The organism is Mesorhizobium maamorense (genome assembly GCF_044998965.1).
GTDB lineage: Bacteria > Pseudomonadota > Alphaproteobacteria > Rhizobiales > Rhizobiaceae > Mesorhizobium.
Genome location: NZ_CP173356.1, coordinates 5,376,303 through 5,397,004 on the forward strand (window position 1 = coordinate 5,376,303; position 20,702 = coordinate 5,397,004).

Genomic DNA, 20,702 nt, shown 5'->3' on the forward strand with positions numbered 1-20,702 from the left:
TGGCGATGATCCGAATCCTGCTCTTCCTCGCCGTCGTCTTCGCGCTGGGCCTAGGCTTTGCCTGGCTGGCGGACCGGCCGGGTGACATGGTCATCACCTTCAACGGCTACCAGTATCAGGTCAGCCTGATGGTGGCGGCGGTGGCGGTGGTCGCTGTCGTCGCGGCGGTGATGATCCTGTGGTGGCTGATCAAGTCGGTCTGGAACAGCCCCTACACCATTTCGCGCTATTTCCGGGTGCGGCGCCGCGACCGCGGCTATCAGGCGCTGTCGACCGGCATGATCGCCGCCGGCGCCGGCGACGGCGCGCTGGCCCGCAAGAAGACCAAGGAAGCGGCCAAGCTGATCCGCTCCGACCAGGAGCCATTGATCCATCTGCTCGAAGCCCAGGCTTCGCTGCTCGAAGGCGACCACGAAGGCGCGCGCCAGAAATTCGAGAGCATGCTCGACGATCCCGAAATGCGGCTGCTCGGCCTGCGCGGGCTTTATCTCGAAGCCGAGCGCCTGGGGGACCGCAATGCCGCCAGGCACTATGCCGGGCGCGCCGCCGGCATGGCGCCGCAACTGGCCTGGGCGGCCGAATCGACGCTTGAAGAGCTGACCGGGCGCGGCGACTGGGACGGCGCGCTGAAGTTGGTCGAGGCGCAGAAGGCGACCCGCCAGATCGAACGTGACGCCGCCAACCGCCGACGCGCCGTGCTGTTGACCGCCAAGGCGCAGTCACTCGCCGACAGCGATCCCGCAGCCGCCCGCACGGCGGCGATAGAGGCCAATCGGCTGCAGCCGGAGTTCGCCCCGGCCGCGGTCGCGGCTGCGACGCTGCTGTTTCGCCAGAACGACGTGCGCAAGGGCTCGAAGATCCTCGAGACGGCCTGGAGGGCCGAACCGCATCCGGAGATAGCGGAGCTCTATACCCATGCCAGGCCGGGTGACGCCGTGCTCGATCGCCTCAACCGGGCGAGGAAATTGCAGGAGATGAGGAAGAACCACGCCGAATCCTCGATGACGGTGGCGCGCGCCGCGCTCGATGCACAGGATTTTGCGACTGCCCGCCGCGAAGCCGAGGCGGCGATCCGGATGGACCGCCGCGAGGGCGCCTATCTGCTTTTGGCGGACATCGAAGAAGCCGAGACGAGCGACCAGGGCAAGGTGCGACAGCTCTTGTCCAAGGCGGTGCGGGCGCCGCGCGACCCGGCCTGGGTCGCCGACGGCGTCGTCTCGGAGCGCTGGGCGCCGGTATCGCCGGTCACCGGCCGGCTTGACGCCTTCGAGTGGCGCGCCCCGATGGAGCGTCTCGGCCAGCTGATCGACAGCCGTGACGATGCGCCGGACGCCCCGGCGGTGGCTATCGAGGCGCCGGGCAGGCCGGCGCAGGAAGAGTCGGTCGAAGTGATCGATCGCGCTGACCCAGGCGGCGAGACGGCGGGCAAGCAGGCCGAGAACGATCAGGACCACGTCAGGCCGGTGACGGCACAGGCTTTCGCCGCGGTGCCCGCCGATGCCGAGGCCGTCGAACCGGCGCAGGAATTTGCACGCCTGCCGGACGATCCCGGCGTCGACCCGGCCGATACGGAGGAAAAGTCGCCGCGCCGGTTCCGGTTGTTTTGAGTTGGCCGGAAGGTCCGGCCGTTTGGGAATGGATCGATGTTCGAACGCGTCCTGTCGTTTCTGAGGGATTTGCCGACCGGTACCGGCGCCCGCGCCAGCGCCGATGATCCGCGCGTGGCGGCTTCGGCGCTGCTCTACCACGTGATGAGCGCCGACGGCGTGCGCCAGGACGTCGAGTGGGAACGGTTCAAGGCAGTGCTGGCGCAGGCCTATTCGGTCAGCGGCAACGAGCTCGACGCGCTGGCCGCCGCCGGCGAGCGCGCCGACAACGAGGCGATCGACCTCTATGCCTTCACCAGCGTGCTGAAGCGCCACCTCGATGCCGAAGGCCGCAAGGCTTTCATCGGCCTGATGTGGGAGATCGTCTATGCCGATGGCGAGCTGCACGAGTTGGAAGACAACACGGTCTGGCGCGTTGCCGAGCTGATCGGCGTCGAACGCCAGGATCGCATCGAGGCGCGCCGCAAGGCGGCGGCCGCGGCGCCGGGGGCCCGTGGAACGTCGAGCGACGAATAGGATCCATCCGCCGATGCCGCCGATGCCGCCGCGTTCGAAGCCGAGTATCCTGATCGTGCTGCATCAGGAGAATTCGAGCCCCGGGCGCGTCGGCCACATGCTTCTCGAAGAGGGCTTCGATCTCGACATCCGCCGCCCGCCGCTTGGCGATCCCTTGCCAGAGACGCTCGACGGCCATGCCGGGGCCGTGGTGTTCGGCGGGCCGATGAGCGCCAATGACGAGGACGAGTTCGTCCGCCGCGAGACCGAGTGGCTTGAGGTTCCGCTGCGCGAGAACCGGCCGCTGCTGGGCATCTGCCTTGGCGCGCAGATGCTGGTCAATCATTTGGGCGGCAAGGTCGAGGGGCATGGCGAAGGGCTTGTCGAGATCGGCTGGTATCCGTTGAAGGCGACGGAAGCGGGCCAGAAACTGATGCGCTGGCCGGAAATGGTCTATCAGTTCCACCGCGAAGGTTTTTCGCTGCCGAGCAACGCGACCTTGCTGGCGACCGCCGAGACCTATCCCAACCAGGCTTTCCGCTACCGCGACAATGCCTGGGGCATCCAGTTCCACGGCGAATTGACCAGGCTGATGATGCAGCGCTGGGTGGTGCGCGGCGCGCACCGCTTCGAATTGCCGGGCGCCCAGCCCGGCCGCGACCATCTCGGCGGCAGGCTGATCTGGGACATGCACCTCAAGCGCTGGCTGGACGAGTTCCTGGTGCTGATTTTCGGCGGCCGACGGCGCGGTCGCGGCACAACCATCCCCTGATGGCGGGTCGTTTAACGCCTGCTAGTTCGAAAACGTCACGCTCACGCCGCGCTGGCGAAAATAAGCCTGCATCAATTTGCGGCCCGAGCGGTTGTTCTGCGCCAGTTTGGTGGGATCGAACACCGCCTGCTTCATCCCCTCTCGTGCCAGCGCTGCCTTAAGCGTCGCGATATGGGCGTCGAGATCGGCATTGTCGGCCCGCAGCGACACATAGATACTCTCGGTTGCCTCAGCCACGGTCGGTTCGCTCACAGTTATCGTCCTTTGATTGGTCGGGCGGCGGCTTAGCACAGATTCGCAGCCCGCCGATACCGGCGGACCTGAATTCGATGCCCGTCAGTTTCGTCCACTGAGGTGCCGCACCCTTCGGAGCGCCGGGAACAGATAGGCCCACAGGCCGGCAACGGCAATGGCGCCGACGCCGCCGATGACGACGGCAGGCACCGTGCCGATCAGCGCCGCCATGGTGCCGGCGCGGAATTCGCCGAGCTCGTTGGAGGCGCCGACGAAGACCTGATTGACGGCGTTGACGCGGCCGCGGACATGATCGGGGGTCCAGAGCTGGATCAACGTTTCCCTGATGTAGACGCTGAACATGTCGGTGGCGCCGAGGAAGGCCAATGCCAGGATCGACAGCCAGGTGAAGGTCGACAGGCCGAACAGCACCGTAAAGGCGCCGAACGCGGCCACGAAGCCGAGCATGATCAGGCCCGCGTGGTTTCGGATAGGATGACCAGCGAGCCAGATGGCGACACAGATGGCACCCACCCCTGGCGCCGAGCGCAGCAAACCAAGTCCCCAGGGACCGAGTTGCAATATGTCGCGGGCATAGATCGGCAGCAGCGCCGAGGCGCCGGACAGGAGCACGGCGAAGAGATCGAGCGAGATGGCGCCAAGCACGATCTTCTCGCCCCAGATGTAACCGAAGCCGGCGAACAGGGTCTGCATGGTCGGCTTGTCGGTCTCGCTGCGCTGCGCCGGCCTCGGTATGGTGAAGATCAGCAGCCCGGCGACGAGCATCAGCGCCGTGGCCGTGCCATAGGCCACCTCGGCCGATACGCCGTAGAGCAGGCCGCCGGCGACCGGCCCGACGATGGTCGCCGTCTGCCAGGCCGACGAGTTCCAGGCGATGGCGTTGGCGAAATCCCGGGGCGGCACCAGATTGGCGAACAGCGACGACGAGGCCGGTCCGAAGAAGGCGCGGGCAATGCCGAACATGGCGAGCACGATGAAGATTGGCAGCGGGCCGCTGATGCCGCGCAGGGTCAGGATGAGCAGCGCGAGCGCGCAGATCGCCTCGAGCAGCACCGCCAGCGCCATGATCAGCCGGCGGCCGAAACGGTCGGCAACGACCCCCGTGACCAGCACCAGGAGCAGCGCAGGCAGGAACTGGACGATGCCGACAAGCCCGAGATCGAGCGGGTCGCGGGTCAGATCGTACATCTGCCAGCCGACCGCGACGGACACGATCATGGTGGCGAATGTGGTGAGGAAGCGCGCCGCCCAATAGCTCAGGAAGGAGCGATGGCGGAACGCGGCATAGCGCTGGTCCGGTGATATTTGTTCGGAGGTCATGGAACGAGGCCCCGTTAGAAGGATGGAGGCCGGCGGGGCACTTCCACGATGGACGCTGGTCCGGCCGGGGAACCCTTTAGCCCAGTTCGACGTATGACGCGCGCAAAAAACAGGTTCTGGATCAAGGATTTTCTGACGTGTTCCATCGAACGCACACGAAACTCACCCGCCAAGACCCGGCGGGACAGGAAAGCCTATCGGGTGTCTCGAAGACCGCATGCCTCCCCCATCGTGCACGCGATAACCTTGAAAGCCGATCCGTGAGCAGCATTCTTTCGGCCTGCCCACTGGCCTGGCCGAAACCTACCAATACATTGGGGTTCTGGCGATAATGTCGAGCGTAACTTCACCCTTATATATCGTCGTCCCCTTGTGAATTGGAATAATAGACCATTTTATGCTGGAATAGTCGAAAAGCGTAGGCGTAACCCAGCAATCTTTTTGCTGGAGCCTTTCTGTCAATTGTATTTAAGTACTTGCTAAATCAAGCAGGGTGCTTACTGGGTTATTAAGCATTCTCAAAACAGGACTCAAGATCTGGCAATTTTCCCTTGCTAGCCGGCGACATCGGCTACAACCTATGGATACATCAACCGCGCCGGCGGATCGTTGGCATGCTTGGGCGGATGGGCGCTAGGCATGGAGAGGGAAATGGACATTCGCCAAGGCGGCTCCCGCTGGGAGCGTTCCCCTCGACTTGAGGAATTGCGACAGCCGGCAGCAAAGTCGTCGAATGCCTGGACCACAGCCCGGGCGTTTCGTGGTCCGCGAAGCTTTTGTCCTCTTCGGATCGTCCCCCGATCGACGGATGAATCGCTGCCGCCGGGGAGCGAGGAGAATAAATCATGAAACGTATAGTTTATTCGGTCATCGCCAGTGTTTTACTGGCGGTCGCCGGCTGCACCACCGACGATCAGACCATCGACACCAGGCCGCAATACGACAAGCAAGGCAATCCCAATTTCGATACGCGAGGCAGATATGTTGGCTGCCATGGGATCGGATGCAAAGTCGATGACCCCGGCGATGGGGATCAAAGCATCGACGACAGGCCGCAATACGACAGGCAAGGCAATCCAAACTTCGATACGCAGGGCAACTATCAGGGGTGCAATGGCATCGGCTGCCAGGTCGATGCGCCTGACGATGACAATTCGTCGGATGACGACGATTCCGACTGACAGCCACACTCCGCAAAGGAAGAGGAAAACCACCTATGTCTGAATTCGGCGACTTGGTTCGACGGCACGCCAAAATCGTCATGGTCGGGCTGGCGGGGTTGCTACCGACATCTGCTTTCGCGAACGATGCCTGCAACGGCGTCAAGGTCGAAGTGACGAAGGCGCGCAAACAGGAATATGCACCGCTCGTCGCTTCGGCGATGGACAATAAGTTCAAGCCCGCCCGCGCCAATTTCATCACCATCTTGGAAAGCGGCAACTGGAGCGCCGCGTATGTCTCCACGCCTGTTAGCGATGACGGCGTGATGTTCTTCCAGATGGTCGACGGAAAGAAGCAGTTTCGTGACGTATGGGGCGGCTATGCCGATCTATCGGAAAAGCCTGAACTGGTATCCTGGGCGAAGAAGCTCGGAGCGCCGGAAAAGCTGGCCAGGTGTTTCGCCGAAACCGTTACGGAATGACGATGCCCCTCACCTGCAAAGAGGAGGAGAACCAATGAAAACCGCAATTCTGACCGCCGCCGTGGTTCTGGCCATGCCGGCTTTCGCTTTTGCCAAGGACAAATGCGCCGACGCCAAGGATCAGGCCACCATGAACCAGTGCGCCGATGCTTCGTTCAGGAAATCCGACAAGAAGCTCAACGAACTTTACAAGCAGATCGAAACCCGCCTGAAGGACGACGCGGATACCAAGAAGCTTCTTGTCCAAGCGCAGCAGGATTGGATCAAGTTCCGCGACGCCGAGTGCAATTTCCAGATCGCGGGAGCGGCCGGAGGCAGCGTGGTCCCCATGCTCCTCTCGATGTGCATGGATGGCCTGACGCAATCCCGGGTCAAGGATTTCGAAGGTTACCTGAATTGCAAGGAAGGCGATCTGAGCTGTTCCGTTCCGGCAGCGAACTGAGGTTTCCTGCCAGTCTGCAGACGGGGTGGAAAATCATTCCCTCAGCGCGCCGGAGATGGCATCGAGCCCGCCCTGCAATTGCGCGCTCGCCATGGAAGAGCGTAAGATCGGGCAGCCTGCCAAGACGGACCGCCGGCAGGCCTCAATCAAACCATTGGCTCAGCGCCGGAATGCGCGCTCAGGCCGAGACCTTGGCTTTCCTGCCCCTGGCCGGCGCTTTCGGGGCGACGGCCTTGCGGCCGAGACCGATCGACTTAGCCAGTTCCGAACGCGAGGCCGCGTAATTGGGAGCGACCATCGGATAGTCCGACGGCAAGCCCCATTTGGCGCGGTAGGCGTCCGGCGTCAGGCCGAAATGCACGCCCAGATGACGCTTCAGCGATTTGAACTTCTTGCCGTCCTCCAGGCAGATGATGAAATCCGGCGTCACCGACTTCTTGGGATTGACCGCCGGCACGAGCGGCGCCGCCACGGGTACGGCCGGCTGGCCGAGCCCGCTGATCGAAGCGCTGACGCTGGCGATGAGGTCGGCCAGACCGGAGGCGGGCAGGCGGTTCTTCTCGACGTAAGCCGACACGATATGGGCGGTCAGCTCGAGAAGGTCGATATCCTTGCGAGCGTCGTTGCTGTCGTCGGTCAATCTATTTTCCTCCGTCTATGGCGTATGGGGCCCGAAATCGGCACAGTTTCGGATGGGATGATGCGCAAAGTTAAAGTGCGGCGGCGTCTTTGCACGTCCCTCGCGGTTCGTCGCGATGTAGTGCGCCGGAATTCCTAGTCGGCAAATCTGCGCAATGCAACGACTTGGCCCCGCGTCACACATTATTTTGAATAACTATACTGAACTGTAATACTATCAGACGATCAGGGCCTTGTCTCGCCACAGACGAAATCCGCCTTCGAAGGCGCGTGTGTTGTCGCCGCGCCTGCTGTCGGCGGGCAAATCGCCGAGCTTGTCGACATTGCCGCCGCCGATGACGACATAATCGGGCTGCATGGCGGCGCGCAGCCGGTCGACGACGTCGAAAACGGATTTTCGCCATTTCTTCTTGCCGCGTTTTACCAGGCCGCGCTCACCGACATAGTCCTCGAAGCTCTTGCCCTTCTTGTAGGGAAGATGGGCGAGTTCCATCGGTTGGGCGACGTTGTCGACGATCATCGCCGCACCCAGGCCGGTTCCCAGCCCCAGGAACAGCATGCGACCGCCTTCATAGCTGCCGATGGCCTGCATCAGCGCGTCGTTGACCACCTTGACCGGTTTGCCGAACTGCGCGGCGAAGTCGAAGCCGGCCCAGCCCTTGCCGAGATTGGCGGGATCGAACAAGGGCCTGTTGTGATGCACCGGGCCGGGATAGCCCATCGAGATGACGTCGTAGGACAGTCCGTCGGCCAGCGCCTTCACCGCATCGATCATCCGCTGGGGCCTCAGATCCGGCCCGGAATCGGCGCGGCGCTCAGCACCGCCTGAGCTGGTGAGGATCTTGACGTGCGAGCCGCCTATGTCGATCGACAGCACGATCGGATCGCCGCTCGCCGCTTTCGGCCTTGCCGTCCTGGCCATGCTGCCCTCTCCCAGCCTATTTCGATGGATTGATCCAGCCGTTCGGCGGCCCGAAGCCGTTCATGGCGGCTGCCGGCCCCCAGGTCTTCGGTTCATAAAGATGCGGCGGCGTGGTGTCGCCGAGGACCGGCCCGACGATGCGCCAGGCAAGTTCGCTGGCGTCCTGGCGGGTAAAAAGCTGGCCATTGCCGTTCATGGCATCGCCGATCAGCCGTTCATAGGGCGGCATATCGCCCTTGCTGTCGTCGAGCGCCGTCAGTTCGACCTGTTCGCCGACCATGTCGTCGCCCGCTGCCTTGCGCTGGGCGCCGATCGAGATCGCCACCTGCGGGTCGATGCGGAAGCGCACATAGTTGGCGTCGTTCGGCTTGATCGGGTCGAAGACATCGAGCGGCGGCCGCTTCAGCCGCACGATCACCTCCGTGGCATGCACCGGCATGTTCTTGCCGGCGCGAATGAAGAACGGCACGTCGCGCCAGCGCCAGGTGTCGACGAGGAAGCGCACCGCCGCGAAGGTTTCGACGGGCGAGTTGGGCGCCACGCCGGGCTCGGCGAGATAGCCGTCGAATTGGCCACGCACGATATCGTCCTTGGTCAAGGTGCGGATCGCGCGCAGCACCTGCACCTTCTCGTCGATCAGGTCGTCGGCGGAACGGCCGACCGGCGGTTCCATCGCCAGCAGCAGGAGGATGTTGAGAAGATGGTTCTCGATCACGTCCCTGACGCAGCCGACCTCGTCATAGAAGCGGCCGCGCCCATCGATGCCGAAATCCTCGGCCATGGTGATCTGCACGCTCTCGACGAAATTGCGGTTCCAGATCGGTTCCAGGAAGGAATTGGCGAAGCGGAAATAGAGCAGGTTCTGGATCGCCTCCTTGCCGAGATAGTGATCGATGCGGAAGATCGACTGTTCGTCGAACACCAGATGCAGCACTCGGTTCAGCCAGCGCGCCGATTGCAGGTCATGGCCGAAGGGCTTTTCCACCATCAGCCGCGCGCCGCGCGCCGTGCCCGATTGCTCCAGACCCTGGACCACCGTCTCGAACATGGTCGGCGGCACCGCCATGTAGTGCAGCGGCCGCTGGGCGGTGCCCAGCGCGCTCTTCAGTTTCTCGAACGTGGCCGGATCGCGATAGTCGCCGCTGACATAGCGCAGCAGCGAAGCGAGCTTGGCGAACACCTTCTCGTCGATCTTGCCGAGCGTATTGACGATGCCGTCGCGCGCGCGGTCCTGCAATTTCCTCAAATCCCAGGCGTCGAAGGCGACGCCGATTACCGGTTCGCTGAGCGTCCCTTTGGCGACCATGGCGTAGAGGGACGGAAATATCTTCTTGTGGGCGAGGTCGCCGGTCGCCCCGAAGAGCACCAGCGTGTCGGACCGTTCCTGGCTCATGAGTGCGTCTCCCGTGCCGCCGTCACTTGCCGGCCTTGGGCTTTTCGACATGGCCGCCGAATGCATAGCGCATGGCCGACAAGAGCTTGTCGGCGAATTCGGATTCGCCTTGCGAGGAGAAGCGGTCGAACAGGGCCGAGGACAGCACCGGCGCCGGCACGCCGGTGTCGATGGCCGCTTTCAGGGTCCAGCGGCCTTCGCCGGAATCGGATACCCGGCCGCCGAACTGGGTCAGGCCGGGATCGCTCTTCAACGCGCCGGCGGTGAGATCAAGCAGCCACGAGCCGATGACGCTGCCATGCCGCCAGACCTCGGCCACTTCGGCAAGGTCGATGTCGAACTGGTAGTATTCGGGGTTCTGCAACGGGCTGGTCTCGGCATCGGCCTCGCGCTTGACCTTGCCGGCATTGCCCGCCTTGAGAATATTCATGCCTTCGGCATAGGCGGCCATGACGCCGTACTCGATGCCGTTATGGACCATCTTGACGAAGTGGCCGGCGCCGCTCGGGCCACAATGCAGATAGCCGAAGGGCGCCGTGCCGGCCGTCTTGTCGGGAGCGGGCGCACTGGCATCCGCGCCGGGCGCCAGCGTGGCGAAGACCGAATCGAGATGCCGGACCGCGTCATCGGGCCCGCCGATCATCAGGCAGTAGCCGCGATCCAGGCCCCAGACGCCGCCGCTGGTGCCGACATCGACATAGTTGAGGCCTTTGGCGGCGAGCTTGGCGGCCCGGTCGACGTCGTCGTGATAGTAGGAATTGCCGCCGTCGATGATGATGTCGCCGGGTTCCATCAGCGCCGCCACCTGATCGACGATCTTGCCGGTGATGGCCGCAGGCAGCATCAGCCACACGCAGCGCGGCTTGGCGAGCTTGCCGACGAATTCCGCCATCGATGCAGCCCCCGAGGCGCCGTCGCCGACCAGGGCCGCGACGCTTGCCGGGTTGATGTCGTAGACGACGCATTCGTGGCCGTCACGCATCAGGCGCCGGACCATGTTGGCGCCCATTCGGCCCAGTCCCATCATTCCGATCTGCATGGTCTCGTCCTTGTGTCTTGAAGAGGATCTGTCGGGAAGGATCTACAGTCTGTCCTGTTCACCAATGATGACGGAGAAATCGACATTCTCCCAATCACCGCTGCCGGGCCAGAAAAAGTGAAGACCAGCGTGCTTCCCTCGGGCAGGCCGGCCACCGGCAGATCAGCAACATGGACGCCGAAGGCATTCTCGCTGGTCGCGCTGTCATGCACGGTCGCCCAATTGTCGACGCTCCAATGGACGGTCGCCTTCGCCAAAAGCTCGACGCGCATTGTCTTGCCGGCCGGCATGGAACGGATCTTGTTGTTGAAGCGCCATGTCCGGAACGGCGAGACGGTCCTATTGTCGATATAGCGTTCGACGCCTTGCGGCGGCATGTCGAACACCGCGCCGTCGCGCAGCGAGCGCAGCAGCTTGATATGTTCGGAATGCGCCCAGACCAGCGGCATGGCGCTGCCCGAGGGCTTGCCATGCAGCAGTTCGCGCTGGGGCAGGTCGGCGCCGTCCCAGACCTGCTCCGGCAACAGGCCGCCCGGCCCGGCCGAGCCCTCCATTGCCGCAAGCAGCAAGGTCGCCTTGTCCTTGCGCCCAGCCGCCAACTCGTAATGGGCCCGTTCGCCGGCGAGCAGCGGCCAGGGGCGGCCTCGGCCGGTGCCGTCGAATGGCGCGCCGTCCTCGTGCTCGCCATAGCCGTCGCCGGTGTAGCGATACCAGAGCGGCCCCTGTGGCAGTTGGCGGCGCAGCTGCGCGTCGATGACCTTGACCGTGTCGACGATGCGCGGATCGTCGGCTGCCCTGAGGCCAAAGCGCACCAGCGCCAAGGCGTCCGGGCTGACGATTTCCTGCGCCGGCCGGTCGGCCTCGCCGGGCGGGCAGTTCTTGATCGGCACATAGCCGTCCTTCGGCGAACCGGCCTCGGCGCTGTCGGGCGGTGCGATGCGGACATAGTAACCCGCGACGCCGGCCGCCTCGCAACTTGCCGTGCCGGTGACATAGGTCCAGCGCTCGACCTGGTCATTCCAGCCGTCGGCGGTCTCGCGCAGATAGCTTGCTGCGTCCTGCTTGCCGCAGGCCTCCAGCATATCCGCGGCGGCAAGCAGCGCCGCGATCTCAACGGCGAGCGTGAACGGGCTGTAACCGGCGTCCTCCTCCCAGCGGTCCTCGCCGGTGACGGGTCCATTGCGCACGACATAGGCTGCGGCGCGCTCGATCATCGGCAGGAAGCCAGAGAGCATGGCGCGCGGCAAATGACCCTGCCGCCGCAGCGCATCTGCCAGCAGCAGCGGAAAGGCGCATTCGTCCATCTGGATGCCCGGCCAATAGGCTGTCCCATCGAGCCAGGCGTTCTGCGGCCAGTGGCCGTCCGGCTGCTGGATGGAGCAGAGATAGTCGAGGGTTTGCAGAGCCGAGGCGGCATCGCCGGCGGCGAGAAAGCCGCCCGCCGTCTCGACCAGATCGCGCGGCCAGACCAGATGGTAGCCGCCGAGATCGTCGTCGCCCTTGTCGAAGCCCCATGGGATGGACAGGCTGGCGACCGCCGCGCCTGGCATGAGCGATGACCGGTGCGTCGCCAGGACGGCGGTGGAGATCCTGTAGCTGTTCACTCCGGACGCGTCATGGCGATCCAGTCGCAGCAGGCCCGCCTGCCATTCGCGCCATTGTTCGGCGTAGGACATTACCGCCGCCGCGAAACCCTGCCTGAGGCTGGCGAAGGCATTTCGAGCAGCCTCTTTGGGCGTCGCTCCGAAGCCCAGCGCCAGCACGGCTTTGGCGTCGTTGGCGGAAAACCCGATTTCGCCGGTCAGCGCGACATTGCCGTCCTCGGCTCGCTGAAAGGCTAGATCGAGCCGACCGGTGTTGCGCAGTTGCTGCCAGCCGTCGGAGACGCCGACATAGCCGGCCGAGCCGTTCCGCCAGGGCAGCGATGAGGCCAGCGCAAGGCAGGTGCCGCAGCCCGAGGCGAACAGCACAGGCTCTCCCTCATGGTCGCCGACCCAGGCGGTGTTGCCCATGCCGGCATTGACCAGATGCGGCGCCAGCAAGGCGTGGACGCGGTAGTCGCCCGGCGCGCCCTTGAGCGGCGTGAAGGTGATCTCCTGCAGCAAGGTGGGTCGTGCAGGGTCGGCCAGGATACGCTTCTCGATCCGGTAGGCGCCGTCATCAGCGGTGTTGATCAGCCTGTAGGCTGGCACGCCTTCTTCGAACGGTTCGATGCCATGCGCGGCATCACGTTTTTCTTCCGAGAAATATCCGTTCGGGCCGGTGACGATCAGGCCGAGGTCGCGGGTGCAGGCACTGTCGACACCGGGATAGTAGATCTCGTTCAGGATGCCATGGCTGAGCGTGAACCAGACGCGGCTCGACGGCGAAAGCGCCGCGCCGACGCCACTTTTGGCGCTTGACGTCCAGCGCGCCGGAATTCCCGGAGCCCCCGGGGGAACGATCGGCGTCACTGCCATGCGTCTGCGGCCTCCTGCCCGCATGCCTAGCCCATCCACCGAAGCCTTTTCAATCGTCGCACCGCAATGTGATCAGCGGCATCTTATGGATTGCAGTTGACAGCTCGCCGGCCTTCTGCACTTTTGTCTGAGAATAGATAAAAAACAGGTACGCAAGCGCGATAGTCACCAGCAGCCATCAAGACCAGCAACTCGGGAGGAGTATGACATGAAGAAACTGTTCGTCCTGGGCACCCTTGCAGCGGTGCTCGCAGCCGGTACGGCGTTTGCCGACACCAGCGGCAAGAAAATCGCTTTCTCCAACAATTACGCCGGCAATTCGTGGCGGCAGGCTATGCTCGACAGCTACGGCATCGTCACCAAGAAAGCGGTGGACGACAAGATCGTCGCAGCGGCCGATGTTTTCACCACCGCCGACAAGGAAGTGCCGACGCAGGCCGCCCAGGTGCAGAACCTGATCCTGCAGGGCTATGACGCCATCGTCATCAACGCCGCCTCGCCGGATGCGCTGAACGGCGCCATCAAGCAGGCCTGCGATGCCGGCATCGTCGTCGTCTCCTTCGACGGCACCGTCACCGAGCCTTGCGCCTACCGCGTCGTGGTCGACTTCAAGGACATGGGCAAGCAGGAAGTCGAGCAGATGGCCAAGTTCCAGCCCAAGGGCGGCAACCTGCTTGAAATCCGTGGCCTCGCGGGCACGTCGATCGACGACGCCATCCATGCCGGCATCCTCGAGGGCGTCGCCGCTCACCCCGAATTCAAGATCGTCGGCTCGGTGACCGGCGACTGGGACCAGACCACGGCGCAGAAGGCGGTCGCGACCATTCTGCCGTCACTGCCCGAAATCGTCGGCATCGTCGACCAGGGCGGTGACGGCTATGGCGCCGCGCAAGCCTTCGCCGCCGCCGGCAAGCCGCGCCCGACCATCATCATGGGCAACCGCCAGGACGAGCTGAAATGGTGGAAGGAACAGAAGGAAAAGGACGGCTACCAGACCTGGTCGGCCTCGATCGCGCCCGGTGTCTCGACGCTCGCCTTCTGGGTGGCGCAGCAAGTGCTCGATGGCCGCAAGGACATTCCGCACGACCTGCTGGTGCCGTATCTCGCCTTCACTCAGGACGATTTCGAGGCCGCTCTGCCGAAGATCAAGGAGGGCGGTGTCGCCACGCACGAATACACACAGGAAGATGCCATCGCGGCCATCAAAGCCAATATCAAGTGAATGTCGCACACGCGTTGCCGTGCGCATCGCCGACCGGATATCGTTGAGCATGCCTGAAGGGAACGCGGATATCATCAGACTGAACGGCGCCGAAAAACACTTCGGCGCCGTTCGCGCGCTTGGCGGCGTCGACTTCACTGTCGGGCCCGGCGAGTGCGTCGGCCTCGTCGGCCACAACGGCGCCGGCAAATCGACGCTCATGCACATGGTAGCGGGCACGCTGACACCCGACAGCGGAACGATCGGCGTGCATGGTGAGGCCGAGGAGAACTACTCGGTGTCGCGGGCACAGCAGCTCGGCATACGCTGCGTGTTCCAGGAATTGTCGCTGTGCCCCAATCTCAGCGTCGCCGAGAACACGCGCATCAACCACGCCTCGCTCACCGGCTTCGGCTGGCGGCGCAAGGCGGCCGAGCTGATCACGGCCAAGCTGGACGAAATCTTTCCCGACCATGGCATCTCGGCGGCCGACATCGCCGGTGACCTTTCCATCGGACGGCGACAGATGGTGGAGGTGGCGCGCGCGTTCACGCTGACCCGCGAGCCGCTGCACCTGGTTATCCTCGACGAGCCGACGTCCTCGCTCGACGCGCACACGGCGGGTCAGCTGCTTGCCTTCGTGCGCCGCTTCGTCGCGTCGGGCGGCAGCTGCATTCTCATCTCGCATGTGCTGGGCGAAGTGCTGCAGAACGCCGATCGCATCGTCGTGATGCGCGACGGCAAGGTTGTCGCCGCCGACGCGGCGAACGCCTTCGACCGCGATAGGCTGGTCGCCACCATGGGCGGCGCCGAAGGACATCGGAGGACCGCCACCGAAATCCGGAAAGCCGAGGCCGGCCCGTTGCGCGTGCGCGCACGGCCGGCGCGGCAGCAGGACGGCAAGGAGCTGGTGGCCCGCGCCGGCGAGATCATCGGACTTGCCGGCCTGGCCGGCCATGGCCAGACCGACCTGCTGCTGGCGATCTTCGCCGCGGCATCGCGCGCCAAGGCCGGCGTCGAGGTCACCGCACCGGTGGCGCTTGTGGCCGGCGACCGCCAGGCGGACGGCATCTTCCCGCAGTGGTCGATCGCTGAAAATATCGGCATCCGCTCGCTGGCTCGGCTGCGCAACGGGCTGTTGATCTCGCCTCGGCGCGAGGCCGAACTGGCCGGGTTCTGGCAAAAGAAGATCGGCATCCGCACGCCGGATATGAACAACAACATCTTTTCGCTGTCGGGCGGCAACCAGCAGAAGGCCTTGTTCGCCCGGGCTCTCGGCTCCGATGCCGGGATCGTGCTCATGGACGACCCGATGCGCGGCGTCGACATCGGCACCAAGCTCGAGGTTTACGATCTCGTGCGCGAGGAGGCCGGCAAGGGCCGCACCTTCCTCTGGTACACCACGGAAACGGAAGAACTCGACAATTGCGACCATGTCTATGTCTTCAAGAACGGCCGCATCGTCGCCAATCTGACGCGCGACGAGCTGACGGAAGAAAAGATCATCCAGTCCTCCTTCGGCGACGCGGCCTGAGATGACGGCCGTCTCTGTTCAAAACGGTTCGAAGACCTTTGGGAGCGGAGCGGCGCGCGCGCGCCTGCTGCGCGGACTGCTGCCGGCGCTGTCGCTGGTGCTGGTGCTGCTCGCCATCGCGTGGCTCAATCCGCGCGCCATCAGCTATTTCGGCTTCGGCCTGATGCTCAACCTGGCGATCCCGATCGCTCTGGCGACAATCGCGCAGATGTTCGTCATATCGGGCAACGAGCTCGACCTGTCGATCGGCACCTTTGTCGGTTTCGTCGGCTGCGTTACCGCGACCTGGTTGAAGGACGCACCGCTCATCGGCGTCCTCGTCCTGCTCGGATCGATCGGCGTCTATGCGCTGCTCGGCGCGCTGATCCATCTGCGCAATTTGCCATCGATCGTGGTGACGCTGGGCATGAGTTTCGTCTGGCAGGGGCTGGCCATCCTGGTGCTGCCCAAGCCCGGCGGCAAGGCGCCGGACTGGCTGCTGGCGATCATGGCGTTCAAGCCGCCCTTTGTGCCCTTCCCGATCATCGCGGCGCTGCTGATTGGCCTCATCGTCCATTTCGGCCTGATGCGCACCTCCTATGGCGTGATTCTGCGCGGCTCGGGCGGCAACCCGGCTGCGCTCAAACGCGCCGGCTGGTCGCTGCTCAAGACCAAGGTCGTGTTGTTCGCGCTGACGGGTCTGTTCGGCGTGCTGTCCGGCATGGCGCTGATCGGCATCACCACTTCGGCCGATGCCAATATCGGCAATGGCTACACGCTGCTTTCGATCGCCGGCGTCATCCTCGGCGGCGGCGAATTCGTCGGCGGCCGCGTGTCGCCGATCGGAGCGGTAATCGGCGCGCTGACGCTGGCGCTGGCGGCATCGCCGCTGCTTACCTTCATGCACATCCCGCCCGACTGGCAGGTGGCGGCCAACGGCGCCATCCTGATCATCGTGCTGGCGGCGCGGGTGCTGATCAGCCGTAAGGAGAGGTAAGCGATGGCGCTGGTTAGATCGCTGGTTGCCAAACCCTGGATCTGGTCGTTCGTCGGCGCGCTTGTGGTGTGGCTGGCGACCATCGCTTTCACCGGCGGCTATGGCGCCGGCGGCATGGTCACCGCCGCGCTGTCGCTGGCCGTGTTCACCGTCATCGTCGGCGTCGGCCAGATGTTCGTCATCACGCTTGGGCCGGGCAATGTCGACCTGTCGCTGCCGGCCAATATCGGGCTCGCCAGCGCGGTGGCCATGAAGGTGATGGGCGGCAGCGATGCCATGATCGTGGTCGGGCTGCTGGCTGCGCTTGCCTGTGGTGCGGCTATCGGCGCCGTCAACTATCTGCTGATCTGGGCACTGCGAATACCGCCGATCATCGCCACTTTGTCGGCGAGCTTCATCATCCAGTCGGTCGACATCAGCTATGGGCGCGGATTGCAGATCAAGCCGCCGCCGGGCTTTGCCGATTTCGCCAACCGGCAGGTTCTTGGCATTCCGGTGCTGGCGGTTCTCACCGTGCTGTTTACCATCTGTGCGGCCATCGCCTTGCAGCGCATGATCTATGGTCGCTCGGTGCTGGCGATAGGCCAGAACATCCGCGCCGCCTGGCTCGCCGGCGTCAATGTCGGCCGCGTCCGTTTCCTCACCTACACGCTGTCGGGCGCGCTCGGCGGCATCGACGGCGCGCTGCTCGCCGGTTATTTCCGCGGCGCCAATGTCGATATCGGCAACGAGTATTTGCTGGCTTCGATCGCCGTGGTGGTCATCGGCGGCACCTCGGTGGCCGGCGGCAAGGCCAATGTCCCCGGCGTTTGGGGCGCAGCGCTGTTCCTGGTGCTGCTTTTGACCATGCTCAACACATTCGGCGTCAGCGCCGGCGTGCGCCTGCTCTTGACCGGGCTGATCATCGTCGGCGTCATCACGGCGGCAGGCGGGGAGAAGGCGGTGCGGTGATATTCGCTTCTCTTCAACCGCAACTCGCCAGCGTGCCGTCTTACAGCCTGTCCTGACAAGTCCTGTGCCAGTGCGGCACGCGGTTCCCATTCGCGGCGCAGCCTAGTAAACCCTCCGGATCGCAGCCGGTGTCGGGAGGGTCAACTTGTCCAATTTTGTCAGCGTCGCCAGGGACAGCGACGTCGCCATCGTCACCATCGACAACCCGCCGGTCAACGCGCTGAGCTTTCATGTCCGCGAACCACTGATGCACGCGCTGGCTGCCTTGCGTGACGACGCATCGGTCGGAGCCATTGTCGTCGCGTGCGCGGGCCGGACCTTCGTCGCCGGCGCCGACATCATCGAATTCGGCAAGCCGGTGCAACAGCCCGAGCTGCGTGCCATCATTGGGACGCTGGAAACCATCGCCAAACCTACGGTCGCCGCCATCCACGGCACCGCGCTGGGCGGCGGGCTGGAGCTGGCGCTCGGCTGTCACTTCCGCGTTGCCGATGCCGACGCCAGGCTCGGCCTGCCCGAGGTGAAGCTTGGACTGCTGCCGGGCGGCGGCGGCACGGTGCGACTGCCGCGCCTCGTCGGCGCGATCAAAGCGCTCAGGATGATCGTTTCCGGTGCGCTGGTCGGTGCTGATGAGGCGCATGAAGCCGGACTGGTCAATGCTGTGTTCGAGAGTAACGTGATCACGCATGCCGTGAACTTCGCCAGGGAGATCGCTCGCAAGGGCGGGCCGTTCACGCCGGTGCGCGATCGCGATGACGAGATCAAGAAAACCGAGCTGGCCGCTTTCGATGCCGAGGCGGCGGATCTCGCCAGGAAGGCGCGCGGCCTCGACGCACCGATCGCTTGCGCGCAAGCGGTGCGCAACACCGTCACGATGTCGTTCGAGGAAGCTCTGGCTGCCGAACGCGCGCTATTCATGAAGCTGGTTGCCGGCGATCAGTCGCGGGCGCAGCGGCATCTGTTCTTCGCCGAGCGTGAAGCCGCAAAGATCCCGGGCAAGGACCTTGTCCGGCGCAGGATCGCCCGCGTCGGCGTCATCGGCGCCGGCACGATGGGCGGCGGCATCGCCATGGCCTTCGCCAATGGCGGTTTTCCAGTCACCTTATTGGAGACCAGCGAGGAAGCCTTGCAGCGCGGGCTCGGCATGATCGACAAGAATTATGCCGTCTCCGTTTCGCGCGGCTCCTTGACCGAAGATGCCAGGCGCCAACGCCTCGCTCAATTCAAGGGCTCTACCGACTATTCCGACCTCGCCGATTGTGACCTGATCATCGAGGCGGTGTTCGAGGACATGGCGGTCAAGAAGGAGGTGTTCGGCAAGCTCGACGCCGCGGCCAAGCCGGGCGCCATCCTTGCCACCAACACCTCTTATCTCGATATCGACGAAATCGCCGCCTCGATCTCGCGCCCGCAGGACGTGCTCGGCCTGCACTTCTTCTCGCCGGCCAATGTCATGAAGCTGCTGGAAATCGTGCGGGCCGACAAGACCGCGCCGGACGCGCTGGCGACAGTTGTCGACATGGCGCGCAAGATCGGCAAGGTGGCCGTCGTCGTCGGCGTCTGCCATGGGTTCGTCGGCAACCGCATGCTGGCCGCGCGCGGCTCCGAATCGGAAGCCTTGCTGCTGGAAGGCGCGACGCCCAGCCAGATCGATAACGCCTTCACCGATTTCGGCTGGCCGATGGGGCCGTTCCAGATGGGCGATCTCGCCGGCCTCGACATTGGCTGGCGCAACCGCAAGGCGCGAGGCCAGACGGCCGTGATCGCCGACATGTTGTGCGAACAGGGGCGTTTCGGCCAGAAAACCGGCCGTGGGTTCTATCTCTACGAGAACGGGTCACGTATGCCGGTCCCGGACCCGCAGGTCGAGACGTTGATCCGCGATAAGGCAGCCGAGAAGGGCATCGCGCCGCGCGAAATCAGCGCGGAAGAAATCATCGAGCGCACGCACTATCCACTGATCAACGAAGGGGCGAAAATCCTCGAAGAAGAGATAGCCGCCCGCGCCTCCGACATCGATGTCATCTGGGTCAACGGCTATGGCTTTCCCATCGGCAAGGGCGGTCCGATGTTCTGGGCCGGTCTGGAAGGCGCGACCAGGATCGTCGAGCGGCTGGAATATTGGCATCAGCGGACAGGCAAGGATGTTTTCAAGCCGGCGCGGCTGCTGAAACGGATGGCCGAGACCGGCTCCTGGGAGGCTGGCGCAAGACCCTGATAGAAAGGTGGTCGAAGGCCGTTGGACTTATCTTATCCGCGCGTCGATGATTTCGACGAAGCGAGCGAAGAGACCGGCCTGCGACTTGATCTTGAGCTTGCGATAGATGTTGCGGCGATGGACCTTCACCGTCCCCGGCACGATGCGCATGGCCCGGGCGATTGATTCGGTGGAATGCCCTTGCAGCACTAGATCGACGACATGCTTTTCGCGCGGCGTCAGGGACAGGCTCTTCCAGATATGGGCGCGATCGAACTCGTTGACCGCCGCCAATGCATCGTCTTGCCCGGCCTCGGCCGGCTCGTCGGCGGGAAGGGCGGGCCAGCGCAATCGGGCGAAGGCGACCACCGCCGGCGCCATGTCGCGCAGCAGTCTGGCGTCGGCGGTCCCGAACGGACCTGAAGCGCGCAACCGCATCAGCGACAGCACCAGCGCATCCTTGCCCGGCAGCGGAACGAAGAAGCCGACCTCCTCGGCCAGCCTGGTCTGGCTGTAGTAGGAGCGAAAATATTCGCTGGCGTAGAAGCGGTCGGGCGCCAGCTCGCGCATGCGCCAGAACCCTTCCTTGCGTTCGACCGCCGCGTGATGGAACGGGTCGAGCAGGTATGGGCCTTCCTGATAGAGCGCGACGAAGACATGGCTCTCGGCCGACGAGAAGGTCTCGAACAGCAACGGCGGACGGGCAGCGCCGCGGTAGCCGAAGATCACGCAATGATCGAAGTCGACGTGCTGCCGCAGCCAAGCGACCATCGCCCTGCCGAAGACGTCGCCGCTCGTCTCCCGCGTCGCCGCGACCAGCGCGGCGAGCTGGCCGTAGTCGTCGCTGCGGGACATCCA

Annotated in this window: 18 protein-coding genes and 1 pseudogene; 11 read left to right on the forward strand and 8 right to left on the reverse strand. The window is 64.3% G+C overall.

What is annotated here, in order from left to right:
* Window positions 1–5: 5 nt before the first annotated feature.
* Genes ACIU1A_RS26905 through ACIU1A_RS26915 form a run of 3 tightly spaced genes read left to right on the forward strand, consistent with a single transcriptional unit; the run spans window position 6 to window position 2,874 of the window.
* Window positions 6–1,607 carry a heme biosynthesis protein HemY gene (locus ACIU1A_RS26905; RefSeq protein ID WP_404925674.1) on the forward strand — a complete coding sequence of 534 codons (1,602 nt, stop codon included), beginning with the start codon at window positions 6–8 and terminating at the stop codon, window positions 1,605–1,607.
* Window positions 1,608–1,643: 36 nt separating this feature from the next.
* Window positions 1,644–2,123, forward strand: coding sequence for a TerB family tellurite resistance protein (locus tag ACIU1A_RS26910; protein WP_140492633.1), 480 nt, complete (start codon window positions 1,644–1,646; stop codon window positions 2,121–2,123).
* 13 nt (window positions 2,124–2,136) lie between these two features.
* Window positions 2,137–2,874 carry a glutamine amidotransferase gene (locus ACIU1A_RS26915; protein WP_404925675.1) on the forward strand — a complete coding sequence of 246 codons (738 nt, stop codon included), beginning with the start codon at window positions 2,137–2,139 and terminating at the stop codon, window positions 2,872–2,874.
* A 21-nt stretch (window positions 2,875–2,895) separates the two neighbouring features.
* Here the strand turns inward: ACIU1A_RS26915 and ACIU1A_RS26920 are convergent, their stop codons facing one another.
* Together ACIU1A_RS26920 and ACIU1A_RS26925 are read right to left on the reverse strand one after the other, a co-directional pair.
* Window positions 2,896–3,126, reverse strand: coding sequence for a hypothetical protein (locus ACIU1A_RS26920; RefSeq protein WP_140492627.1), 231 nt, complete (start codon window positions 3,124–3,126; stop codon window positions 2,896–2,898).
* An 84-nt stretch (window positions 3,127–3,210) separates the two neighbouring features.
* Window positions 3,211–4,449, reverse strand: a complete 1,239-nt coding sequence (locus ACIU1A_RS26925) for an MFS transporter (protein WP_140628191.1) — start codon at window positions 4,447–4,449, stop codon at window positions 3,211–3,213.
* A gap of 845 nt (window positions 4,450–5,294) precedes the next feature.
* Here ACIU1A_RS26925 and ACIU1A_RS26930 point away from each other — a divergent pair.
* From ACIU1A_RS26930 to ACIU1A_RS26940, 3 genes are read left to right on the forward strand one after another with little or no spacing between them, the layout of a single operon-like run.
* On the forward strand, window positions 5,295–5,630 hold the full coding sequence (locus ACIU1A_RS26930; protein ID WP_404925676.1) for a hypothetical protein: 336 nt from the start codon (window positions 5,295–5,297) through the stop codon (window positions 5,628–5,630).
* Window positions 5,631–5,665: 35 nt separating this feature from the next.
* Entirely contained in the window at window positions 5,666–6,091 is a 426-nt protein-coding gene (locus tag ACIU1A_RS26935; RefSeq protein ID WP_404925677.1) for a hypothetical protein, read from the forward strand.
* 34 nt (window positions 6,092–6,125) lie between these two features.
* A complete protein-coding gene (locus ACIU1A_RS26940) occupies window positions 6,126–6,533 on the forward strand; it encodes a lysozyme inhibitor LprI family protein (protein ID WP_404925678.1) in 408 nt (135 codons plus the stop codon).
* 178 nt (window positions 6,534–6,711) lie between these two features.
* Here the strand turns inward: ACIU1A_RS26940 and ACIU1A_RS26945 are convergent, their stop codons facing one another.
* The 5 genes and pseudogenes from ACIU1A_RS26945 to ACIU1A_RS26965 form a co-directional block, all read right to left on the reverse strand.
* A complete protein-coding gene (locus ACIU1A_RS26945; RefSeq protein ID WP_140492615.1) occupies window positions 6,712–7,173 on the reverse strand; it encodes a MucR family transcriptional regulator in 462 nt (153 codons plus the stop codon).
* Between the two features lie 216 nt (window positions 7,174–7,389).
* Entirely contained in the window at window positions 7,390–8,094 is a 705-nt protein-coding gene (locus ACIU1A_RS26950; RefSeq protein WP_404925679.1) for an ROK family protein, read from the reverse strand.
* A gap of 16 nt (window positions 8,095–8,110) precedes the next feature.
* A complete protein-coding gene (gene zwf / locus ACIU1A_RS26955; protein WP_404925680.1) occupies window positions 8,111–9,487 on the reverse strand; it encodes a glucose-6-phosphate dehydrogenase in 1,377 nt (458 codons plus the stop codon).
* A gap of 22 nt (window positions 9,488–9,509) precedes the next feature.
* Window positions 9,510–10,526, reverse strand: coding sequence for a phosphogluconate dehydrogenase (NAD(+)-dependent, decarboxylating) (gnd, locus tag ACIU1A_RS26960; protein WP_404925681.1), 1,017 nt, complete (start codon window positions 10,524–10,526; stop codon window positions 9,510–9,512).
* A 42-nt stretch (window positions 10,527–10,568) separates the two neighbouring features.
* Window positions 10,569–12,985: pseudogene (locus ACIU1A_RS26965) on the reverse strand (glucan 1,4-alpha-glucosidase).
* A gap of 208 nt (window positions 12,986–13,193) precedes the next feature.
* Between ACIU1A_RS26965 and ACIU1A_RS26970 the strand changes: the two are divergent.
* From ACIU1A_RS26970 to ACIU1A_RS26990, 5 genes are all read left to right on the forward strand, one after another.
* Window positions 13,194–14,207, forward strand: a complete 1,014-nt coding sequence (locus ACIU1A_RS26970; protein ID WP_140662722.1) for an ABC transporter substrate-binding protein — start codon at window positions 13,194–13,196, stop codon at window positions 14,205–14,207.
* Window positions 14,208–14,256: 49 nt separating this feature from the next.
* A complete protein-coding gene (locus ACIU1A_RS26975) occupies window positions 14,257–15,720 on the forward strand; it encodes a sugar ABC transporter ATP-binding protein (protein WP_404925682.1) in 1,464 nt (487 codons plus the stop codon).
* A 1-nt stretch (window position 15,721) separates the two neighbouring features.
* On the forward strand, window positions 15,722–16,696 hold the full coding sequence (locus ACIU1A_RS26980; protein ID WP_140559250.1) for an ABC transporter permease: 975 nt from the start codon (window positions 15,722–15,724) through the stop codon (window positions 16,694–16,696).
* 3 nt (window positions 16,697–16,699) lie between these two features.
* Window positions 16,700–17,647 carry an ABC transporter permease gene (locus ACIU1A_RS26985; protein WP_404925683.1) on the forward strand — a complete coding sequence of 316 codons (948 nt, stop codon included), beginning with the start codon at window positions 16,700–16,702 and terminating at the stop codon, window positions 17,645–17,647.
* 145 nt (window positions 17,648–17,792) lie between these two features.
* Window positions 17,793–19,865, forward strand: a complete 2,073-nt coding sequence (locus ACIU1A_RS26990; protein WP_404925684.1) for a 3-hydroxyacyl-CoA dehydrogenase NAD-binding domain-containing protein — start codon at window positions 17,793–17,795, stop codon at window positions 19,863–19,865.
* 27 nt (window positions 19,866–19,892) lie between these two features.
* Here the strand turns inward: ACIU1A_RS26990 and ACIU1A_RS26995 are convergent, their stop codons facing one another.
* The gene (locus tag ACIU1A_RS26995; protein ID WP_404925685.1) at window positions 19,893–20,699 is read right to left on the reverse strand and encodes a LuxR C-terminal-related transcriptional regulator; all 807 of its coding nucleotides are present in this window, start codon (window positions 20,697–20,699) and stop codon (window positions 19,893–19,895) included.
* Window positions 20,700–20,702 lie beyond the last annotated feature (3 nt).